Below are 17,766 nucleotides of genomic sequence, written 5' to 3' on the forward strand. Positions count from 1 at the left end.
AATTAACAGTTCCGCAAAGCGCCCACAAATTGGTTACAAGTCATCATTAGGGGTCGTTATGGCGCTTCCTCTCGGAATGAAATAAAAAACCCGACTTATTTAGTATAGAATAACAATACAAAATTATAGTATTTAATTTTGTTGTTTAAAAATAAAAGTGCTACATTTAAGGTGTTCGAAGTCTCGTAAGAGCAATTTTATTAATTACACAAAATTAGGGTGTATTGTATCAAATACAAGTCGGGAACCTAGTCTAGGGGCCTTTCTAGTGAATACCGTTGTGGCACAAACTATTAAGCGTAAGCCGCTGCCCCTATTTTGGTTTTATACTTTTTAACCGATTATTCGGGCCCACGAATAATCTTGCTTATTAAAATAGAATTGGGAGACTGAATGCTAACCTCCCTGAGGTTAGCCTGGTGTTTTTGGCGGTCTTTAAATCGTTTTTTCATAATCTATTATGGTTATAAAAACGATGACACTTAAAGGCTATTAGAGAAGGTTGCTTGTTAAAATCAACGGAGCGAACTTCCAAGCTTTGCACGTGGCGCCGTCAAGAGCCTCTAAGACCGAAGTCCTAGTCCCACAAAGTCTGACAGAAAGTTCGCTCCAATGAATTGTATGCAAAGATACAAAAATCAATGGAAAGCGAACCCCGTGCCAACTTACGTGGAAAATTTGACGGCTTTCGTGCGTAAGTGACAATCGTTCGTGTAGGAATTTCCCCTACCCTGTTTCGCATGTTACAATACAAATGTAATAATAAATATATAAAATTCAAATTTTTCGATTAATTAAAATGGATAAATCTGCACCTATTTACAATGCTCTAAATGAGTTCGTAAAGATACTTTTAAAGTATATGAAAAAATTCGGGCTGGAGACTGTTGATATAGCGTTTCTTTCCTCAACTAATAGATCAAACATCGACAATTTGGTAAATCTTAAAGGAAGTTTGGAATTACCTAGGATGGAAGCCATTGCCCAATCCTTTAATTTACATCATTACCAATTTAGTAATCCAACACAAGAAATTCCTGCCTATAGTTCTCTTCCCGAGAGGACGCAAAAAAGAATAGAATATAGGAAGAAAAGGGGTACTTATGTTCCAGAGTCAAAAAACTCGTCGACAATAAATGATAAAATCACAATAGTGCTTTCTTTTTATAATCAAAACGATGAGTTTCTAACCGAAAATATCGTTGAGAAAATAAATACTGTAGATGCTGATTCAACCTCTGACACTACAATTATAGGAGATAGACTTGCTAAATCTTTTACTACAAACGTGAAGAAGACAGATAAACCTTTTAATGAGAAATCTGGAAGAGGCCCTAAACCATTATTCTATAAAATATTATCTGCAGTCGACGCTGATGATCTTAAAAACGCTATCAATGTTTTAGGGGATTATTGGTTTGAAAACTGCTCTAAACTTTTTAGCCAAGAAAAGGAGATTGAGAATAATGGCGAATAGACCAATATTTTTTGGAGAGATACCCAGTATACCTGAAGGACATTGGTTTGAAGGTAGAAAGGAAATGATGCCGACGAGCTTTCATCGTAACTGGGGAGCGGGAATTGATGGGAATGGCACTACAGGTACCGCAGCAATTGTTCTATCTGGCGGATACGAGGATGATGAAGACAATGGTGAGGAAATCATCTATACTGGTGCGGGAGGAAATGATCAAAATACAGGGAAACAAATTGAAGACCAATCATGGAAGAATCGAGGAAATGCGGGTTTACTGAAAAGCCTGGATGAAGGTCTTCCGGTTAGAGTTATTAGAGGATATACTCATAAATCTTCTTACTCTCCTGAAAAAGGATATACCTATGGGGGATTGTATAGTGTCGTCGATGCTTGGGAAGAAGTTGGAAAAAGCGGTTTTAAAATCTGTCGCTTTAAACTCCTTTATATAGGAACAAGCGAACTAAAGGAGAAGGCTGAAAAGATTGAGTTAAAGATTTCTAACGAGGCAACCAAAAGAAAAGTAGGTTCTATCGTAAGAATCATAAGAGATACTAAAATAGCTCATGACATTAAAAAGCTATATGATTTTAAATGCCAGGTATGTCAGTTTGCTGTGCCCACCAAAACAGGTCATTACGCAGAAGGCGCACATATTAAACCACTTGGAACACCGCATAATGGACACGATAGCTCTGATAATCTTCTTTGTCTTTGTCCTAATCATCATGTCATGTTTGATCGTGGTAGCTTCTACATCCCTCCCACAAGTTAAATAATAAGAATCTTAAATATCATAGAGAATCACATGGCTATCATTAAAGTTGTTTGCGGGATTATATTCAAAGATGATCTTGTTTTGATTTGTCGACGGAAACCAGAAAAATCTCTAGCTGGCTATTGGGAATTTCCTGGAGGCAAAGTCGAAGACTTGGAATCTTACGAAGAATCTTTGTTCCGTGAACTGATTGAAGAACTCAACTTGAAGGTCGAAATCAAAGAACACTTTTTCAATACAGTACATTATTACGATAATGCTGCTATCGAATTGATTTCTTTCATCTGCGAGACTAGCGGTACTGTGGTAGAGTCTACAGATCACGATCTGGTAGAATGGGTAAAGGTTAGTGATCTATTAAATTGGAAGCTCGCACCTGCTGATATTCCAATTGCGAGAGCTTTGATTGAAGAAAAAGGAAAGTAATAGATAAGAAAGAAAGTCTTAGAAATAATATTGTTGATCTTTTTTAGATATAAAGGTTGAGCTTTAAGCAACGAAACTGATAAAGAAAAGAAGAATAGCAGTTCTAAAGACGCATTGCGCTTTGTTGAAATTTACCGTTTTAATGTAAAAAATAAGCTTTGCTGACATAACATTAAATTATAGAACAATTTACATGTATTGAGTTATATTTCAATTATTTATGCTGTTTTGAGAAGGGATTAATAAAATATATAGATTGTTGATTGTGATCATAAACATCCAAGACAGTTTTTGAATTTACATTATTTTTAAAGTTTGCAATTTAAACATAACATACTGACAATGAACTTAAAAAATATTTATATCAATAATATTTCTCAGCATTTCCCAACTACGCAACTATACTGCGTAGTTTAGATCCTACCTTTGAAAAAACAAATAATATGATATCTGAAGAATTAATCAAAAAATATAAAAACCATTTGGAACGCGTCAATAATTGCGACGAATCCGATCTTGGAGGGCTGTTTAACAAATTCCTTGGCTTGTGCGCATGTTATAATATGCTTTATGTTGTAATCCCTGATTTACTACGTGAACAAGGAGTTGAGGTGAAAAAAGACGGTGTAGATAGTAAAATGGCTACAGAATATGTTCAGCAATACTTAACAACTGAAACTATAATGGGTGTTTTTAAAAAGGAAAACGCTAAAGATTTGCTGGCTCTGATAAAGGTTGTAAGACTAAATCTATTTAATATAAAACTTGATGGAAAGGGGAACCCTAAAAAAGATGTAGATGCTAATTTATTGGCGGAACTCGAATCTTCTGATGAAGAAAGGATATGCAGTACTATTTTGAAAATTCTGTATTCAGTAAGGTGCAATACTGTGCATGGTGCAAAGGATCAGGTGGAACATCAACGAAAATTACTTGGGCCAGTTTTACATCTTCTGCAATCTTTGACAAACCTACTTTATTCAAAGTTAACGGAATAAGCAATTTCCTCTAAACCGCATGAGTTGTTCTAAAAGTTTGTGAATGTCCATCATTTCAGTTTCAATCTTTAAAAATCTACACAATGATAAATATAAAAAAAGAGATTTTGAACAGGAATTTACCTGACGCTCTAAAAAATCAGCTCGATGCATTAAGTGACGAGATCGATTATATCATTGAATTTGGCACTAAAATATTGGAATTTGAATTATACCGTTCGGGAGATGATACGGACCTGCCGCCCATTTTGTTTTTACGAAATCTAATTGAAAACATGGACGCGGCGAGTATTTTGATACGTAACAGTTCCACTGAGCCTTGTAAAATTCTATTAAGGACAGGATTGGAAAATTTTTGCTCAATAGAATATCTTATAATGAATCCGGAAAAATCTAGACAGCGATCACTGTGTTTTTTGGTTTGGAACTTCATAGAACACAATAAATGGCTGGTCCATACAAATAGTGAATCAAAGGACTATGGTGAGCTTAAAACGACTTATTCCAAAGATAGATTAATGAAGGGTTTTGAACCTCTTATCATAGAGAATGCCGCTCTTAAAGTTTCAGCTTCCTGCTGTCGTCCCTGTGGCACGCTGGTCCACATATTACCCTGCCAGGTGGAAGCTCTAGTAATAACCAAAGGAGGGCGTTTATCGTCAAAGATCAGGCGATATACCTGCTGATCTTGTACGGTATGTTCCATCACGATAATTTTTACGCCATCGGCTTCTACTTCAAACTTACCATTACCAAGTAAATTACCCATTACATTAATATTCAAATATTTACTATATATCAATATTTGAGCACTTTTACAAGGAGTACAATTGTTCAAGTTGATAACCTCCTTTACTTTTTTAAAAGGATTCTTTTTTTCAATTTAGTAACCATGCTTCTTATATTTAGTCACTATCCGTATGAAATTTTTCCAATGCAATTCTTTTTAAGGATGTAAATAATTAATAGTTATTGAAAAATTGTTGCTTTATATTTTCAAAACTGTTAAATTTCCCAAAAATATTGCCATGCCTATTACTTCAACCATAGTACCAATTGACGCTGACAGTGTTGGCCAGCGCTGGATAATCAACGATGAAAATAAACTAGCGAGGTTTGTTGGACTCATCGCAAAATCCGAATTCGGCCACGTTGAAGCAATATTAATTGGCGATCCAGTAGATCCAATTTCTTACACAAGTGGACAAATCGCTGAAATAAAACTTAATACAATCAAAGCACTTACAGTTCCCAAAGATCCAGCGACTATGAAAGAAATAGATGGTCCGCGCAAATATCATCGAGATGGCTTTATATTTGAAGCAATCTCTTGGATTGTTGCGAGAATGAGTAGTTCTCCAGATGCTCTACTTCGCGACCCTCATATAGGCGCAACGACACAGGGCCTTGATGGTCTGATGATAGAACTTAACGCAGCAAAAGATGATATAATCGCAACAACTGTTTTCGAAGACAAATGTTCAGGAGACGCTAGAACAATCTTTCGGAGCCAAACTTTGCCAGCATTGAAATTGCATCATCAGGAAAGTCGAAAAATTATCGAAAGCGCAATACCTTTATTACGACAGCAATTTAGGGCAGGAGCTATAAATGCAATGGCGGCTAAAGCAATAGCGTTAAATCTACGAAAGTATAGATCAAGCCTTACAATTCTGCCTTCTGAAGATAACCAAACTGATAGGGTAAGAATATTTAAAGGATACAATGGTCTTGCGGGAATTACACAGAATGATCGTTTGGGCTGTACACTTATTACCAGTACCGATATAAGGGACTGGTTTGAAAATTTTGCTCAAAAGGTAATTAATACACTCTAATATGTTTGATCCAGAATCATCAAAATTATTACAAAGCGCGCCATCTTTACCAGGGATTACAGCCAGCGATTTACCGCGACTCCTAACTGAAATATATACAGAATTAGTTACCGAAAGAGTTAGAGGTATAGAAGAACAGGTTAATGAACAATCAATTATTCGACTGACTGAAATTGCTAATAGCTATGAAATACTCGCAGCAAGTGGCAACGATTCAGACTCTACTCGGGCTTCAGCATTCGTAGCAGGTAGCGCCTATCAAATCTTAGCAAAAAATGCTTCCTCAGATCCTGAATTTTCTGATAACTACCTTAGTCGGGACCACATCAGTGGAGATCTAGCAGCAGCACTATTATTTTTAATTGCCCAGCAGCTCCCAGATGCAAAAGAGGCAATACGAAGATTTACTGGAACGAATCAAGATGCTCCGGAAACAATTAAAAACCTGGGCCTTTCACTTATTGATCTTGTCAACGAAAATTTTGAAAGTATTATTAATCGCAACGTTAACCGCAAAAGAGTTATAAGTGATCAACTGGAACCACAAGTCCAAGCTACTGTATATTTATACGATCTAATTCTACAAGGTATTGAGTTACTTGCCGCAAACATTTTAGAAAAAGAAAGCTCTGAAAATAAAGCAAAAACCAATCATCCCAATTACTTTTTTCAGCGAGTAGTAGACTCAGCAACAAAAGTTTACCAGATTGAAGGTATTATAGGAAATTTTCTATCAACCTATCCTGGACCATCACATTTGGCTACACTCCTCTTACATCTTGGCCCTACGCTTCAGAGCGCCTCTGTTTTACTTTTACCGCCCCCTGATAGATCAGATAAGGATCGTTGGAAAGCATGGCTAAATTATCGCGCAAAGCAAAAAGCTTTATTATGGCCGAACCATCGCAAGGCGATTGACCTCGGCTTTCATTTACCTGGAAATTCAGCAATACTGGTTTTACCAACTGGAGCAGGAAAAACTACAATTTCTGAGTTCAAAATTGCAGCTACATTAGCAGCGGGCAAACAAGTGCTATTCCTAGCACCAACAAACGCTCTTGTTGAACAATTAAAAAATGACTTAAATACTTCTATACCTGCAGAAATCTTTGGAATAGATGAAAATTATGATGCCGATTTATATACGAGTATAGCAAGTGAGATTTCTGATTTGTCGGTAATGACTCCAGAAAAATGTTTGGCTGTTCTCAATTTCAACCCGGATGCTTTCATGAATGTCGGACTTGTTGTCTTTGACGAATGCCATAGCCTTTCTTCTACTTCTGGTAGTCTACGTAGGGCTTTAGATGGTATGCTAGTAATACTACGTTTATCTTCTCAATTGCCCGAAGTTGATTTTTTATTTTTATCTGCAATGATTAAAGAACCGCAAGAATTTGCGGAGTGGATTGGTCACCTCACGAAAAAGCCTTGCATCCATATTGACCTTCTTTGGAAACCAAGCAGGCAAGCTCGTGGCGTTATAATTTACGAAAAGGAAGAAATTATTGCTGCAGAAAAGTTAGCAACCGATATGCAAAGAGAACTTGATCAAAAAAAGAATAAAAGGGCTGCTAAAGTGCGTACCGGACCTAAAGCATTAATAAAGGTAGTGCCTCACGCGCTTTTTGGAATGGTCAATAATTGGCTTCCGAATCGTTCTGAAGATATTTGTATAAGGCAGCTTGCCAACGAAAGTTATTTCTTGAATGCCGAAATGAACAATTCAAGAATAGTTTTTGCCAAACAAAACGGCAATGAAGTTTCAAGACAATTAGCAATAGCTTCCGCAAAAGCTGGATTAAAAACAATAGTTTTTATAAATAATACACTTTGGGCGAATTCTTCTGCTAGAAGAATTGCATCGCTTTTGGATGAAAATATTACCTATACGGCTCATGAAAAACAATTATTACTAGCCATTGAAACTGAATTCGGTCAGCCAGAATGTTCAATGTTGTATGGTCTCAAAGGATGCGTTCAACACCATGCAGATCTTATTTCGCACGAGAGACAACTAGCCGAAAGCTTATTCAAACGTGAAAATGGAGCAAAAGTTATTTTTGCCACAACCACATTGTCGCAAGGCATGAACCTCCCTGCACAAGTTGCGATTCTTTCAGCAAATGAACGAGCTTCCTTGGATGGAGAGTTTATTACTCAAGAGCCAATGAAACCCCACGAATTGTTAAATGCTGCCGGAAGGGCGGGAAGAGCCGGATACCTCGCAAATGGTCTGGTAATTCTTGTTCCGAGAGAATTATTAACATTTGAGGGAAATACACCGGAATCTGCAGCGCATACAGTATTGCAATCAATCATCCCGGAAGACGAACGATGTGTTCAAATGATAGATCCATTAATGGATGTCCTCGATAAAATACAGACAGGAGAACCTCTAAATGCCGACATTGAATACTTTATATATCGTTTGGGAATGAGAAATGAAGAAGATAGCGCTGTAAAAATGTTTAAGCGATCCCTTGGTTATTTTATTGCAGAAAAAGTCAATAAAAAAAAGGAATATGAAGCCGCTATTACCTCCTTTGTTCAAATTATTGACAAACAAAAAAAGGATTTGGAAATTCCAAATTGGATAGTTCAAATATCCATCCAGTCTGGCATATCTCCTAATATTCTTAATACATTACATTCAACGATTACTGAGCAATTTGAAGATCTTCCAAAAACAGTTATTGAATGGACCAACTGGATGTTGGAATGGTTAGAAAAACACATTGATGCAAGCCAATTTTGTTTTGGTATTGAATTGCTGCCACTACAAACTATAGGAAGTGTGTCAAAAGTTTTATCCGTAAATTTTAGTAGTGTTATGAAAACTCTGAAAAAAGGGATGCAGGGGTGGTTGGCCGGTGATACACTTTCAACTCTTGAGATTTCGATGGGAGGAACACTTAGCGGGATCAAAATCTATTGCCCAAAAGCGCGCGAAATTGCCACGAATTTAGCTCCTCGAAATCTCTCCTATTTCTCGACGTTCATTGTTCAGATCACAAAAAAGATTGCCGAACAAAACAATGTTCCTATTATTAGCTTGGCGGTTCTAGAATGCCTTCCTTCTGCTATAGCAAAAGGCGCAGATAGTCCCTTAAAACTAGCGTACATGAGACTTCAAAAGAATAGATACCGTTCTCGTGTAGATTATCATGAAGAGTTCAATAAAAGATTTAGTGACTTGGAGTTAACTGAAAATAGTGACTATTCTACTGTATTGCAATTCATGGCCTCCCTGCTCAGTAATTAACACAAGCATTTGTTCCATTTGCTTAAATTTTTGAATTTAGAACAAGATTTATATAACAGTTATGACAGATCCGACAAGTGCTATGCAATCATTTCAAGATGAATTTTCGAAAGGCAATATCCAACTTCAACCCTGCATAAATAGTTCAGGTGTTTATGTATATGCTGATCAAATAAATAAAAAAGCAAGACTAACTTATATTACCTTACAGGACACAACGATTACAAGCTTTGTAAATTTTGTTTCTTGTGCACCTATTGATGGAATCCCAGGTTTTCAAATCGGTTATGCTGTTCCTGAGCTCTATCGGAATAATGGTTCAGCAAAAAAAACAATTAGTAATGCAATAACTGAAATGCGATATGGCTTCAGAAGTGCAGGAATAATTGCATTTTACATAGAAGCTTTGGTGGATGCCGATAACAAGGCTTCCCAACGAGTAGCTGAACAAGTTATATCGGCAAATCCCGAAAATATAATTGATGAATTTAGTGGCTTACCAGCACTCCGTTATTTTCGAGAAATAAAATAAAACTCTTACGGATAGTCAGGTATTAATGGGTAAGGATGCAAAGTACACTATGTATGCACGTGCATCTACCTGGGTGGGTATGGCGCGGTATTTAGAGGAGAACCAAAATTTATACAGAAACTTTGAAATCTTTATGATGCCGGCAGATAAAAGCATTGATCAGGTTGAGGAAACGGAACAGGCTATTTATCAGCAAGAGATAATCCAGGATCTGATCAATCAAAATGCCGAAATAATGAAGTGCCTCCACTGCGGCGCCATGATCAGTACAAACGATAGCTTCACAGTTGAAATCGATGAACTTGATTTAAGAGCTGCAGCGGGCAATGTTCATAAAGAGTGTCTGCGACCAGTGGATAGGATGATCGGACGCTCGATTTTTCCAGATGCTACTGAAACCCTTCTGACCAATTTCGATTACCAAAAATGGGCTGATCTAATAGCCAAAGGTCAATATTTCATCAATAGTGTTGTCCAAGTGGCTAAAGGTAATCCTTTGGCAATGATAAGCTGGAACAAAGAGCATCTGCGAAATACCGGAAATTATTGCGTCTGGATGGCGCTATCGGATGGTACCACGGATTATTTGAGAAGCGGTCGTTCTATCGAACGATTTTCAGAAGAAGAAATTGATCAACATCTGGAAATGATAGCACAGAATGAAATTAAAATGGGGAAGCTAAGCATAAAGAAAATTTTTGGTAGTTTGGATTATTTAAGTTCCATAAAATCTGAGGATGAGGATCTATTTTCGGTAACGCAGTATACAAAGGTTAGGTATAGCAACCAACTGGATGGATCAGACCTTCAAGATTACAATGATTATGCACCATTGGGCCTACTAAAATCGCTGGAAGGTAAAACAATTTTACTGGACGACGGAGTTCGTAAAATAGATAGGAAAACTGCGATTCAAGATGTATCCGGCGGGGATCTTTTCTATCTGTTCCGCTTTGCCCGCATTAAGATAAGCCTCCAGCTCGGCATCGGAAAAAAGGAGCAGTTCCGCAATACTGAATCCGCTGTCGGCGAACCGCTGCAAATAACTTGCGATGGTAAGTCTATTGATACCGGTCTCCCTTTCGATGGAACGCTGAGAAAAGCCACGTTCCAAAAACAGCAATATCTGTCTTATCTTCTGCATATTTAGAGGTCTGTTTGCCATATCGTTAGGTCTAATACTAGGCCCAACTTAGCAATCTTTTTTTCTTAAATATCCAGTGGTGTAGTTTGTCGCGGAATTATTGGTGCACTTTGCGTCGGAATGGCAGTCTTTTTGGAATCGCTTAAAAGACCGTCAACTTATAATTAGGCTGCTAAAAATTTACACCAAAGTGGTGTATTTTGCAGCGGAATCACTGGTGCAGTATGGTGCGGAATATGCATTAAAAAAGTTATAAAGCCTTCGTAGCGTAGAACAATGGTTACGGGACTCATTTCTAATTATCAAATTTTGCGAGTATAAAATAACTTTATCTTTAGTTAGTTTTAGCCCTATTAAATAGCTAGTGCTTTTTTAAGTTATTATGTAAGTAACCCTTCCTCCCAACCTCTAGTATTGAAGTTTTTATTTTGAGCTATTCGAACCAAATTAAAGTTATTAGATAATCATTAATTTCGGAATAATAACATTGTTCATAAATAGTATCGCTATAATATCTATTTATAAACCATACATCAGTATCCATAATTTCTATTTCAGTCAATAAATCACTATTGGATTTAAAAAGCGCTGAAATTGATCCTTTAGGAAGAATAGAATTAATCTTGAATTTGAAAGATACTTTTTGAAAATCATGACTTTTCGCATACCATCTTATCACATTATTTTTGGAGATTACAACCAAAAACTCCCGTGATCCTACCTCGATAAATCGAAGTATAACGGCCATGATGCTAACTTGGAAGATGTTAGATAGTTCTTGAATAAGAGTGAAAGAAAATTTTCTTCGGGCACACGAATCCTTAAATAATGCTTCCGGCATTAAGACACAGCTTGCAAAATAATCAGCTTCCAACTCTATTAAGTCTTTATTTAACAGACCATTTTTAGATTGATGTGAGCTAATCATACCATATTTCAAAGCTATACGATGCTCATCAATTAAGTAATGCCCCAATTCATGTGCTAGTGTAAATCGCCCTCGTTTTGAATTAATAATATTCCCTTTGTCAATATTGATATGAATATGAAACATAGAATCCATATACACCAACATACCATCGAATGTATTCTCATAATGATCAAAATATACTGGAAGCTCTTCATATTCTACAATTTTAATTAAATTGACTCTATGACCTTCTATAAAATTTTCTGAAACATAATTTGCTAAATTATTGATCAGTTTCTTCCGGTGAAGATTTATTTCCATTATCTTGGTTCTTTTTCATTTTGTTAAAGATGTGATCTGGTAAATCTCCGAGGCCTTTTCTTGCTACCATTTTAAACGCATCAATCACATCTTGCTCTCCTTCTTGTTTAAAAATATTCGATACTGAAAATTCCCGAACTTCATTTTTTAAAATTCGATCTAAAGAGACTGTTGAGCCTTTAATTTCGACATTAAAAAAAAGTTTATCAAATCGACTCAACTCAATCTCATTGCGAGGAAAAAGATAACCCGTAGAACATAACCACTCAGTAACATCCCCTAAATTTCCAAACAGTCTATTTTTTTGTGCCATAAATTTCTAGTACTTTGCTGACAGTTTCTAATGCTTCTTTTTTATATATTCTTATTGATGTCTGTGACAAATCGAGCTCTTCCCTAAGCTTTTTAAGTAATTGACGAGGCAGTTTTTTACCGTCTCTTTCATAACTTTGATAGGTTAAGTATATTATTTTATGTTTTTTGCTTAATCGCTCAAGCGCTTTGTCAATTACTTCTGTTCTAGCCTTTAAATCTTTTAGCTTTTCTTTTGGAATTTCCATATTCTCCAAATCAGGAAATTCTAAAACTAATTCTTCGGTTCCACTATATGGGTTCTTGTCAGCTTCCAATCGCTGTCGATCGGCTAATAATCGTTGTGCAATCCTATAAATATAAAATAAAACACATCGATCAAGATTTGCATTCTTACATTGTTGAGCATTAAATAATGACGCTTTATTCCAAAATTTATTCAACGCCTGCTCACACAAAATATCTCCATCTAACTCATCATATCCCCATTTTCTTACAATAATCCTACATTTTTTGGTTAAATCAGGCTCGAACCTAAGAAAAAATGCTTTGAAAGCGCATTCCGCTGCCTCATAATAATGTTGACGTCCCTGAATATATTCTATTAAATCTGCAGTACTTGAATCTTCTAATTCCTTCCAATCCATAAGCTATCTATTTAGGTATACGCATAACCGTTAGTAACGCTTTTCGTAGTTAATAATGACCAGCAATCACAACAAAATAATTTGTCAATGCTAGTTAAAAATAGCAAAATATATTATAAAATGGCAGAAACAATCCAAAAATCAAAATTTAAAATCCTGTCAATTGACGGAGGAGGGATAAGAGGTCTCATCCCTGCAAAAGTATTAGCTGAATTAGAAGCTGAATTACAAAAAGAAGAACCGGATAAAAAACTTTACGAACATTTTGATTTAGTTTGTGGCACTTCTACTGGTGCAATATTGGCTATCGGTATTTCATTAGGTATACCTGCAAAAGATCTAGCCAAATTTTATGAAGATAATGCAGAGCTTATTTTCCCTCGATTCATCTTTAAATTTATTCCGCGTAAGAGTAGAGCATTATTGAATGCAATTTATAGTAACAAAAAATTACTTAAAAAACTTCGGCAAGTTTTTGCTGATGCCAATGGTGGTGCAGATCCGCTAATGAATGATCTAAAGACCAAGGTATGTATTCCTGCTTTCAATGGTAATGACGGAGCTATTAACGTGTTTAAAACAAAGCACCATCCCGAATACAAAAGAGATTACAAATTGCCGGCATATCATGTGGCTATGTCCAGTGCTTCTGCACCCGTTTATTTTCCACCACATTCATTTTCATTTCAGAATGCACTTGGTGAAGGAACAAATATCAACATGATAGATGGAGGCATTTTCGCAAATAATCCGGCACTAATTGGAGTTTTTGAAGCGACCGACAAACTAGACATACCTATAGGAGATATATCAATTCTATCATTAGGAACAGGGCAAGGGAAACAAATTATTAAACGATCTTGGCGCCCTAAAAATGTTTTTTATTGGTTATTCCCAACTCCGAAGTTGGTCGATTTAGTATTAGATACACAAGCACAAATCACAGAGCAGTATCTCCTATTTCTTCAACGAGCTCTAGGGAAAACAGGAAATACATTTACCCATTTACGTATTCAACACGATATGAAGGGCGATAATATTGAACTCAATTCTTCGAAAAAGAAACATATTGACAGAATGAAATCAATTGGCGAAGAAATAGCGAAAAATCGATTAATAGAAATTTTAAACTTTTTAAAAAATTAATAATATGGCTAACTGCAACAATTTATTTGGAGAATATAATAATAAGATCTCCATTGGCTCCACAAAGAATAATAAAATGAAAGATTCTAAGGAAGGCCTTCGTAAAAAAATTAGAAAATGGTTTAAAGATAATCATCCTGAGTACGTACCAAAGTTTTACATTCAAGGTTCGTATAAGATGAAGAATGGTATTAGAACTAAACAAGACATTTGTGATTTAGATGATGGTATTTATTTTTTTCGTGAGCCTGATGTAACTGCATCAACAATCAAAGAATGGGTTAGACAAGCGGTCGATGGATATACTGAAACAGCTGCGGAGAATAGGAAAAAATGTGTCCGCAGCGTTTTTGTAAATGATTATGAGATTGATCATCCTATCTATTATAAAGTAGATGGTCAGGAGTACAAAATAGCTGTTAAAGGACATGGATGGGAAGAAAGCGATTCTAAGGCTATGGTAGATTGGTTTGTGTCAAAAAAGGATAAAAATGAACGTCTAATTAGGACGATCAAGTATTTAAAAGGATGGGCTGATAATCGTTCTTTCAAAATGCCTAGCGGCCTAGCTCTAACAATTTTAGCAACCAATGCAAAGGAAAAAATTGTATTAAACGAACGTGATGATATTACACTCAGGGACATTCTTAAGGAAATAAAAAAGGCACTAAATACGGAATTTACTTGTATTGTACCTGTGACTCCAAATGATGATCTGCTTGAGGACTACACGAATAAGGACAAATTTTTAGAATCTTTAAATAATTTCATAACCGACGCAGAGGACGCAATTCGTTCAAATAATCAATATGAAGCAAGCCAACTTTGGCATAAGCATCTTGGCGATAGATTTCCTTTTGGCGAAGACAAAGAAGAGAAAATATTAGAGAATGTAGCAGCAGCAGCCTTCGGTGCTATAACCTCCATACCGTATTGTCATGAATAATTCAATTCTCAAATTTGCGGAAGACGCAATCAATGTCATTAAGAATTTTCCCGAGCTTAAATTATTAAATCGGGAAGATTCTCTTCCTTATTTAGAAGGACAAATAGAGCTTTTAGATGAAAATGGTAAGACATATGATTCTTATTTTGTCAAAATCGAGTGTAGCGCAGATTACCCGCATAGCTTTCCTCTGGTGTACGAAATTAATGAGAGGCTACCCAACAACATAGACTGGCATGTATATCAAGATGGTCAATTTTGTATTTGTGCACCTCCCGAGGAATATTTAGAATGTAGCAGAGGTATTTCATTATTAGGCTTTATTGAAAAGCATCTTATCCCCTATCTACATAATCAGGCTTTTAGAGAACTGAAGGGTTATTATTTAAACGAACGATCCCATGGAAAAGAGGGTGTATTAGAATCGTTGTATAAAATCCTCAGAACAACCAACGCTGATAAAGTATTAGAGATCCTAATGTACATCTATAAAAATAAAACTCCGCCTCGTACATCAAAGTGTTTTTGCGCAAGTGGAAAAAAATATAGGAAATGCCATAGGGACGCATTTCTTGAATTCAAAAAAATCGGACCGGAACGTTTAAAACTTATTATTAAAACTATTATTTAATATGGAAAAATTAATACAAATTTTAGGAATTATTACTCCCCCCTTACTTTATTGGTTGATTGAAACCATTAAATCAAAAAATCTTTCAAATAGAATATCTGATTTAAAGAATGAGATTGAGTTTACCAAAGGAATAAATTCTGAACTAAGCAGTACTTTGATTGACATCTATTGTGCAAAAATATTTCATCAGCAGTTCGGTTTTGAGGTTCTCCCCTCCCGGGTAAATGCTTATTTAAGATTGTTTAGAAAGTGTGATGTAAGCGTTAAAACATATCGGTATTTGCATCAAAAATTCTATTTAAAGTTTAACAAGTCGTCTGGAGATATGAAACTGGTAATAACTAAGATAGACACATGGATGTTTGCTCTGATTTGTTTTGGAGCCCTTTTGCTATTATTAATTTCTATGTTTATAATCTATTTTCTATCAGACTCGGTTAATCTTAGGATTAAAAAGGAAGAGCTAATATTTGTTCAAACAGGATTGATTATTTCTTATATTTTTTGCTGTTATTTTGCCATTAAATTGCTCATAAAAGATATTATCCCATATTTCCAAGCTATTTCTATCACCAAAAATCTTAAGGATGAAGTTACACATGAAAATATAGATGATCTAAAGAATAATCCTATTTAGTCAATATTCGTTAATAATTAAGTATATTTACTTCAACCTGTTTTTATGTCTATGAGTGATAACCACAAAGAAAATCTGCAAAATAGATACGCAAATAATGTAGAATCGATACCAATTTATATTGACGATGCAGAAAGCGGCCTAAAAGGCTATTTCTGTATGGGATGCAATAGAAAAATGGAGGCCGTAAAAACAAAAATAATTGGCCGAGCTTCTTATTTTCGTCACTATGTAACAAAAAAAAATCCTAAAGATAAATGTACATTTTCAGATAAGATCTATCGTCATAAATTGGCCAAGGAAAATTTGCTTATTAACAAACGGATAAAGGTACCGGCAGTTTATAAATACTCAGATAATTTATCTGAGCCAGGGATATTGTTAAAACCTGCCAAGATAATAGAGGCAGATACCGTTCACGCAAACCTGAACTTTTACGAAGATGAATCAGGGAATATCAAATGGACCAGATCTAATGATTTTGATACAGAACATCTTTTATGTCAGCCCGACATAACCTTTTTTGACAAAGCAAATACTCCATTTCTTTTCATAGAAATCGCTACTAGTCATAAACCTGATAAAAAGAAATTATTAAGTCTATTAAGATTAGGGATTGACACAGTCTCAGTGATAATACCAAAGGCATCACCAGCAGAAATTGATCAAGTATTTGAACACACTAGAAGTACTAAATGGTTATATAACAATGATGAGATTAACACCGAATATATTCGAATTCCCAATGGAGATACAGAGGGAATATCACATACTGATGAAGAACAAAGACAGCTTTTTGCAGAGTCTCACAGATGTAGAAATGCGCAAATTCGTAACCTTATACAACGAATTGGAAAAGTGTTGGAATCTCAATCGTATAGAGATATTAAATCAAGAGTTGAATCAGAAATATCAAGAGTTGCGAAAAATACAGAAGAATTACAAGACCGACTTATCAATGAGGAAGCTTCAATTAGAAGAAGCATCGGAACTGAATTTGAAGAACAAACAAAAAGAATTGACGACGAAATCTACCACGTTGAGAAGCAATCTTCAGATTTGGAAGAAAGATATATTAGAAAAAACGGAGAAATTGAAGAGAGTCGAAAAAGACTCATTGGATCTATTGGAGACTTACACTATAAAATTAGATCAATCTCAGGAAATAGTACAGAAAGAGAACATGATCATAGAAGAGAAGTTGAAAATATTGAACGAAAAATCGGAGATATTGAACTCAATATTGATGGAGTCTTCAATGATAGAAGAACTTCAACAGAAAGATATTACGAACATATTAGACGAGAAGAAGAAATTATTAGAAGAGACCAAATCTATAGAGCAGAATTACCAGAACGATCAAAAAGAAGTATCTACGAAATGGTTGAAAAATATCGACAGGAAGAGGAAGGAATTGACGAAAATATTAAACGAAGTGAGTCAATTAGAGGCGGATTTGCAGAACAGACTCAAGGAGATGAGGATAAACTTGGAGAAGAATTTGCAATTCTCAATCAATCTTCAATTGATGCAGTTGAGAAAGGAAATTTTGGAGAAAATCCCTACTTGTCCAGAGAATATGAAGCATTGCTTTCTGCAGAACGACATCTCCGCGATTACGTTAGGCTACAATGCTATTACTCGAGACTTACCAAAATTAGAAAGTTTATTGAGTCAGTTGAGTACAAAAATTGGATATAGTCAAGATAAAATCGAAGCTGCATTCGATAGATCTTTAAAAGGAATCTTTTGAATGGG

17 protein-coding genes and 1 pseudogene are annotated in these 17,766 nt (G+C 35.5%); 14 read left to right on the forward strand and 4 right to left on the reverse strand.

The genetic code is table 11. The features are described from left to right. Positions 1 to 799: 799 nt before the first annotated feature. The 5 genes and pseudogenes from B4Z47_RS16335 to B4Z47_RS24755 all read left to right on the forward strand — a co-directional run. Positions 800 to 1,477, forward strand: a complete 678-nt coding sequence (locus B4Z47_RS16335; RefSeq protein WP_286727649.1) for a hypothetical protein — start codon at positions 800 to 802, stop codon at positions 1,475 to 1,477. After that, on the forward strand, positions 1,467 to 2,249 hold the full coding sequence (locus tag B4Z47_RS16340; protein WP_286727650.1) for a YDG/SRA domain-containing protein: 783 nt from the start codon (positions 1,467 to 1,469) through the stop codon (positions 2,247 to 2,249). Before B4Z47_RS16335 ends, B4Z47_RS16340 begins: the two co-directional genes overlap by 11 nt. A gap of 33 nt (positions 2,250 to 2,282) precedes the next feature. Then, complete coding sequence (locus B4Z47_RS16345) at positions 2,283 to 2,678, forward strand: (deoxy)nucleoside triphosphate pyrophosphohydrolase (protein ID WP_286727651.1); 396 nt, start codon at positions 2,283 to 2,285, stop codon at positions 2,676 to 2,678. A gap of 443 nt (positions 2,679 to 3,121) precedes the next feature. Further along, complete coding sequence (locus B4Z47_RS16350; RefSeq protein WP_286727652.1) at positions 3,122 to 3,676, forward strand: hypothetical protein; 555 nt, start codon at positions 3,122 to 3,124, stop codon at positions 3,674 to 3,676. Positions 3,677 to 3,951: 275 nt separating this feature from the next. After that, positions 3,952 to 4,122 (forward strand): annotated as a pseudogene (locus B4Z47_RS24755) (DUF5677 domain-containing protein); the annotation flags it as partial. A 53-nt stretch (positions 4,123 to 4,175) separates the two neighbouring features. Here B4Z47_RS24755 and B4Z47_RS16355 read toward each other — a convergent pair. Next, a complete protein-coding gene (locus B4Z47_RS16355) occupies positions 4,176 to 4,445 on the reverse strand; it encodes a hypothetical protein (RefSeq protein WP_286727653.1) in 270 nt (89 codons plus the stop codon). Between the two features lie 211 nt (positions 4,446 to 4,656). Between B4Z47_RS16355 and B4Z47_RS16360 the strand changes: the two genes are divergently transcribed. From B4Z47_RS16360 to B4Z47_RS16375, 4 genes are all read left to right on the forward strand, one after another. Further along, complete coding sequence (locus tag B4Z47_RS16360; protein ID WP_286727654.1) at positions 4,657 to 5,514, forward strand: hypothetical protein; 858 nt, start codon at positions 4,657 to 4,659, stop codon at positions 5,512 to 5,514. 1 nt (position 5,515) lies between these two features. Beyond that, positions 5,516 to 8,779, forward strand: a complete 3,264-nt coding sequence (locus B4Z47_RS16365; RefSeq protein WP_286727655.1) for a DEAD/DEAH box helicase — start codon at positions 5,516 to 5,518, stop codon at positions 8,777 to 8,779. Between the two features lie 61 nt (positions 8,780 to 8,840). Next, positions 8,841 to 9,311, forward strand: coding sequence for a GNAT family N-acetyltransferase (locus B4Z47_RS16370; protein ID WP_286727656.1), 471 nt, complete (start codon positions 8,841 to 8,843; stop codon positions 9,309 to 9,311). Positions 9,312 to 9,336: 25 nt separating this feature from the next. Then, positions 9,337 to 10,461 carry a hypothetical protein gene (locus B4Z47_RS16375; protein ID WP_286727657.1) on the forward strand — a complete coding sequence of 375 codons (1,125 nt, stop codon included), beginning with the start codon at positions 9,337 to 9,339 and terminating at the stop codon, positions 10,459 to 10,461. 427 nt (positions 10,462 to 10,888) lie between these two features. Here B4Z47_RS16375 and B4Z47_RS16380 read toward each other — a convergent pair whose 3' ends face one another. From B4Z47_RS16380 to B4Z47_RS16390, 3 genes are read right to left on the reverse strand one after another with little or no spacing between them, the layout of a single operon-like run. Beyond that, positions 10,889 to 11,686 carry an ImmA/IrrE family metallo-endopeptidase gene (locus B4Z47_RS16380; protein ID WP_286727658.1) on the reverse strand — a complete coding sequence of 266 codons (798 nt, stop codon included), beginning with the start codon at positions 11,684 to 11,686 and terminating at the stop codon, positions 10,889 to 10,891. Next, entirely contained in the window at positions 11,649 to 11,999 is a 351-nt protein-coding gene (locus tag B4Z47_RS16385) for a hypothetical protein (protein WP_286727659.1), read from the reverse strand. Before B4Z47_RS16385 ends, B4Z47_RS16380 begins: the two co-directional genes overlap by 38 nt. After that, on the reverse strand, positions 11,983 to 12,645 hold the full coding sequence (locus B4Z47_RS16390) for a hypothetical protein (protein WP_286727660.1): 663 nt from the start codon (positions 12,643 to 12,645) through the stop codon (positions 11,983 to 11,985). The genes B4Z47_RS16385 and B4Z47_RS16390 overlap by 17 nt, the downstream gene beginning before the upstream one ends. A gap of 120 nt (positions 12,646 to 12,765) precedes the next feature. Between B4Z47_RS16390 and B4Z47_RS16395 the strand changes: the two genes are divergently transcribed. The 5 genes from B4Z47_RS16395 to B4Z47_RS16415 are packed head-to-tail and all read left to right on the forward strand — an operon-like array spanning position 12,766 to position 17,709. Next, positions 12,766 to 13,791, forward strand: a complete 1,026-nt coding sequence (locus B4Z47_RS16395; RefSeq protein ID WP_286727661.1) for a CBASS cGAMP-activated phospholipase — start codon at positions 12,766 to 12,768, stop codon at positions 13,789 to 13,791. Positions 13,792 to 13,795: 4 nt separating this feature from the next. Continuing rightward, entirely contained in the window at positions 13,796 to 14,737 is a 942-nt protein-coding gene (locus B4Z47_RS16400) for a cyclic GMP-AMP synthase DncV-like nucleotidyltransferase (protein WP_286727662.1), read from the forward strand. Next, positions 14,730 to 15,368: an SEC-C metal-binding domain-containing protein gene (locus B4Z47_RS16405; RefSeq protein WP_286727663.1), complete on the forward strand. Its 639-nt coding sequence runs from the start codon at positions 14,730 to 14,732 to the stop codon at positions 15,366 to 15,368. The genes B4Z47_RS16400 and B4Z47_RS16405 overlap by 8 nt, the downstream gene beginning before the upstream one ends. Before the next feature lies 1 nt (position 15,369). Continuing rightward, the gene (locus tag B4Z47_RS16410) at positions 15,370 to 16,008 is read left to right on the forward strand and encodes a hypothetical protein (RefSeq protein WP_286727664.1); all 639 of its coding nucleotides are present in this window, start codon (positions 15,370 to 15,372) and stop codon (positions 16,006 to 16,008) included. A gap of 51 nt (positions 16,009 to 16,059) precedes the next feature. Further along, positions 16,060 to 17,709 carry a hypothetical protein gene (locus B4Z47_RS16415; RefSeq protein ID WP_286727665.1) on the forward strand — a complete coding sequence of 550 codons (1,650 nt, stop codon included), beginning with the start codon at positions 16,060 to 16,062 and terminating at the stop codon, positions 17,707 to 17,709. Positions 17,710 to 17,766 lie beyond the last annotated feature (57 nt).

Origin of the sequence: Sphingobacterium sp. UBA2610, from assembly GCF_002339225.1 — a bacterium.
In the GTDB taxonomy this organism is placed as follows: Bacteria; Bacteroidota; Bacteroidia; order Sphingobacteriales; family Sphingobacteriaceae; genus Sphingobacterium; species Sphingobacterium multivorum.

Excerpts from the sequence above, each read along its gene's own strand:
- B4Z47_RS16335 (WP_286727649.1), top strand. The coding sequence starts at position 800 with ATGGATAAATCTGCACCTATTTACAATGCTCTAAATGAGTTCGTAAAG.
- B4Z47_RS16340 (WP_286727650.1), top strand. The coding sequence starts at position 1,467 with ATGGCGAATAGACCAATATTTTTTGGAGAGATACCCAGTATACCTGAA.
- B4Z47_RS16345 (WP_286727651.1), top strand. The coding sequence starts at position 2,283 with ATGGCTATCATTAAAGTTGTTTGCGGGATTATATTCAAAGATGATCTT.
- B4Z47_RS16350 (WP_286727652.1), top strand. The coding sequence starts at position 3,122 with ATGATATCTGAAGAATTAATCAAAAAATATAAAAACCATTTGGAACGC.
- B4Z47_RS16355 (WP_286727653.1), bottom strand. The coding sequence starts at position 4,445 with ATGGGTAATTTACTTGGTAATGGTAAGTTTGAAGTAGAAGCCGATGGC.
- B4Z47_RS16365 (WP_286727655.1), top strand. The coding sequence starts at position 5,516 with ATGTTTGATCCAGAATCATCAAAATTATTACAAAGCGCGCCATCTTTA.
- B4Z47_RS16370 (WP_286727656.1), top strand. The coding sequence starts at position 8,841 with ATGACAGATCCGACAAGTGCTATGCAATCATTTCAAGATGAATTTTCG.
- B4Z47_RS16375 (WP_286727657.1), top strand. The coding sequence starts at position 9,337 with ATGGGTAAGGATGCAAAGTACACTATGTATGCACGTGCATCTACCTGG.
- B4Z47_RS16380 (WP_286727658.1), bottom strand. The coding sequence starts at position 11,686 with ATGGAAATAAATCTTCACCGGAAGAAACTGATCAATAATTTAGCAAAT.
- B4Z47_RS16385 (WP_286727659.1), bottom strand. The coding sequence starts at position 11,999 with ATGGCACAAAAAAATAGACTGTTTGGAAATTTAGGGGATGTTACTGAG.
- B4Z47_RS16390 (WP_286727660.1), bottom strand. The coding sequence starts at position 12,645 with ATGGATTGGAAGGAATTAGAAGATTCAAGTACTGCAGATTTAATAGAA.
- B4Z47_RS16395 (WP_286727661.1), top strand. The coding sequence starts at position 12,766 with ATGGCAGAAACAATCCAAAAATCAAAATTTAAAATCCTGTCAATTGAC.
- B4Z47_RS16400 (WP_286727662.1), top strand. The coding sequence starts at position 13,796 with ATGGCTAACTGCAACAATTTATTTGGAGAATATAATAATAAGATCTCC.
- B4Z47_RS16405 (WP_286727663.1), top strand. The coding sequence starts at position 14,730 with ATGAATAATTCAATTCTCAAATTTGCGGAAGACGCAATCAATGTCATT.
- B4Z47_RS16410 (WP_286727664.1), top strand. The coding sequence starts at position 15,370 with ATGGAAAAATTAATACAAATTTTAGGAATTATTACTCCCCCCTTACTT.
- B4Z47_RS16415 (WP_286727665.1), top strand. The coding sequence starts at position 16,060 with ATGAGTGATAACCACAAAGAAAATCTGCAAAATAGATACGCAAATAAT.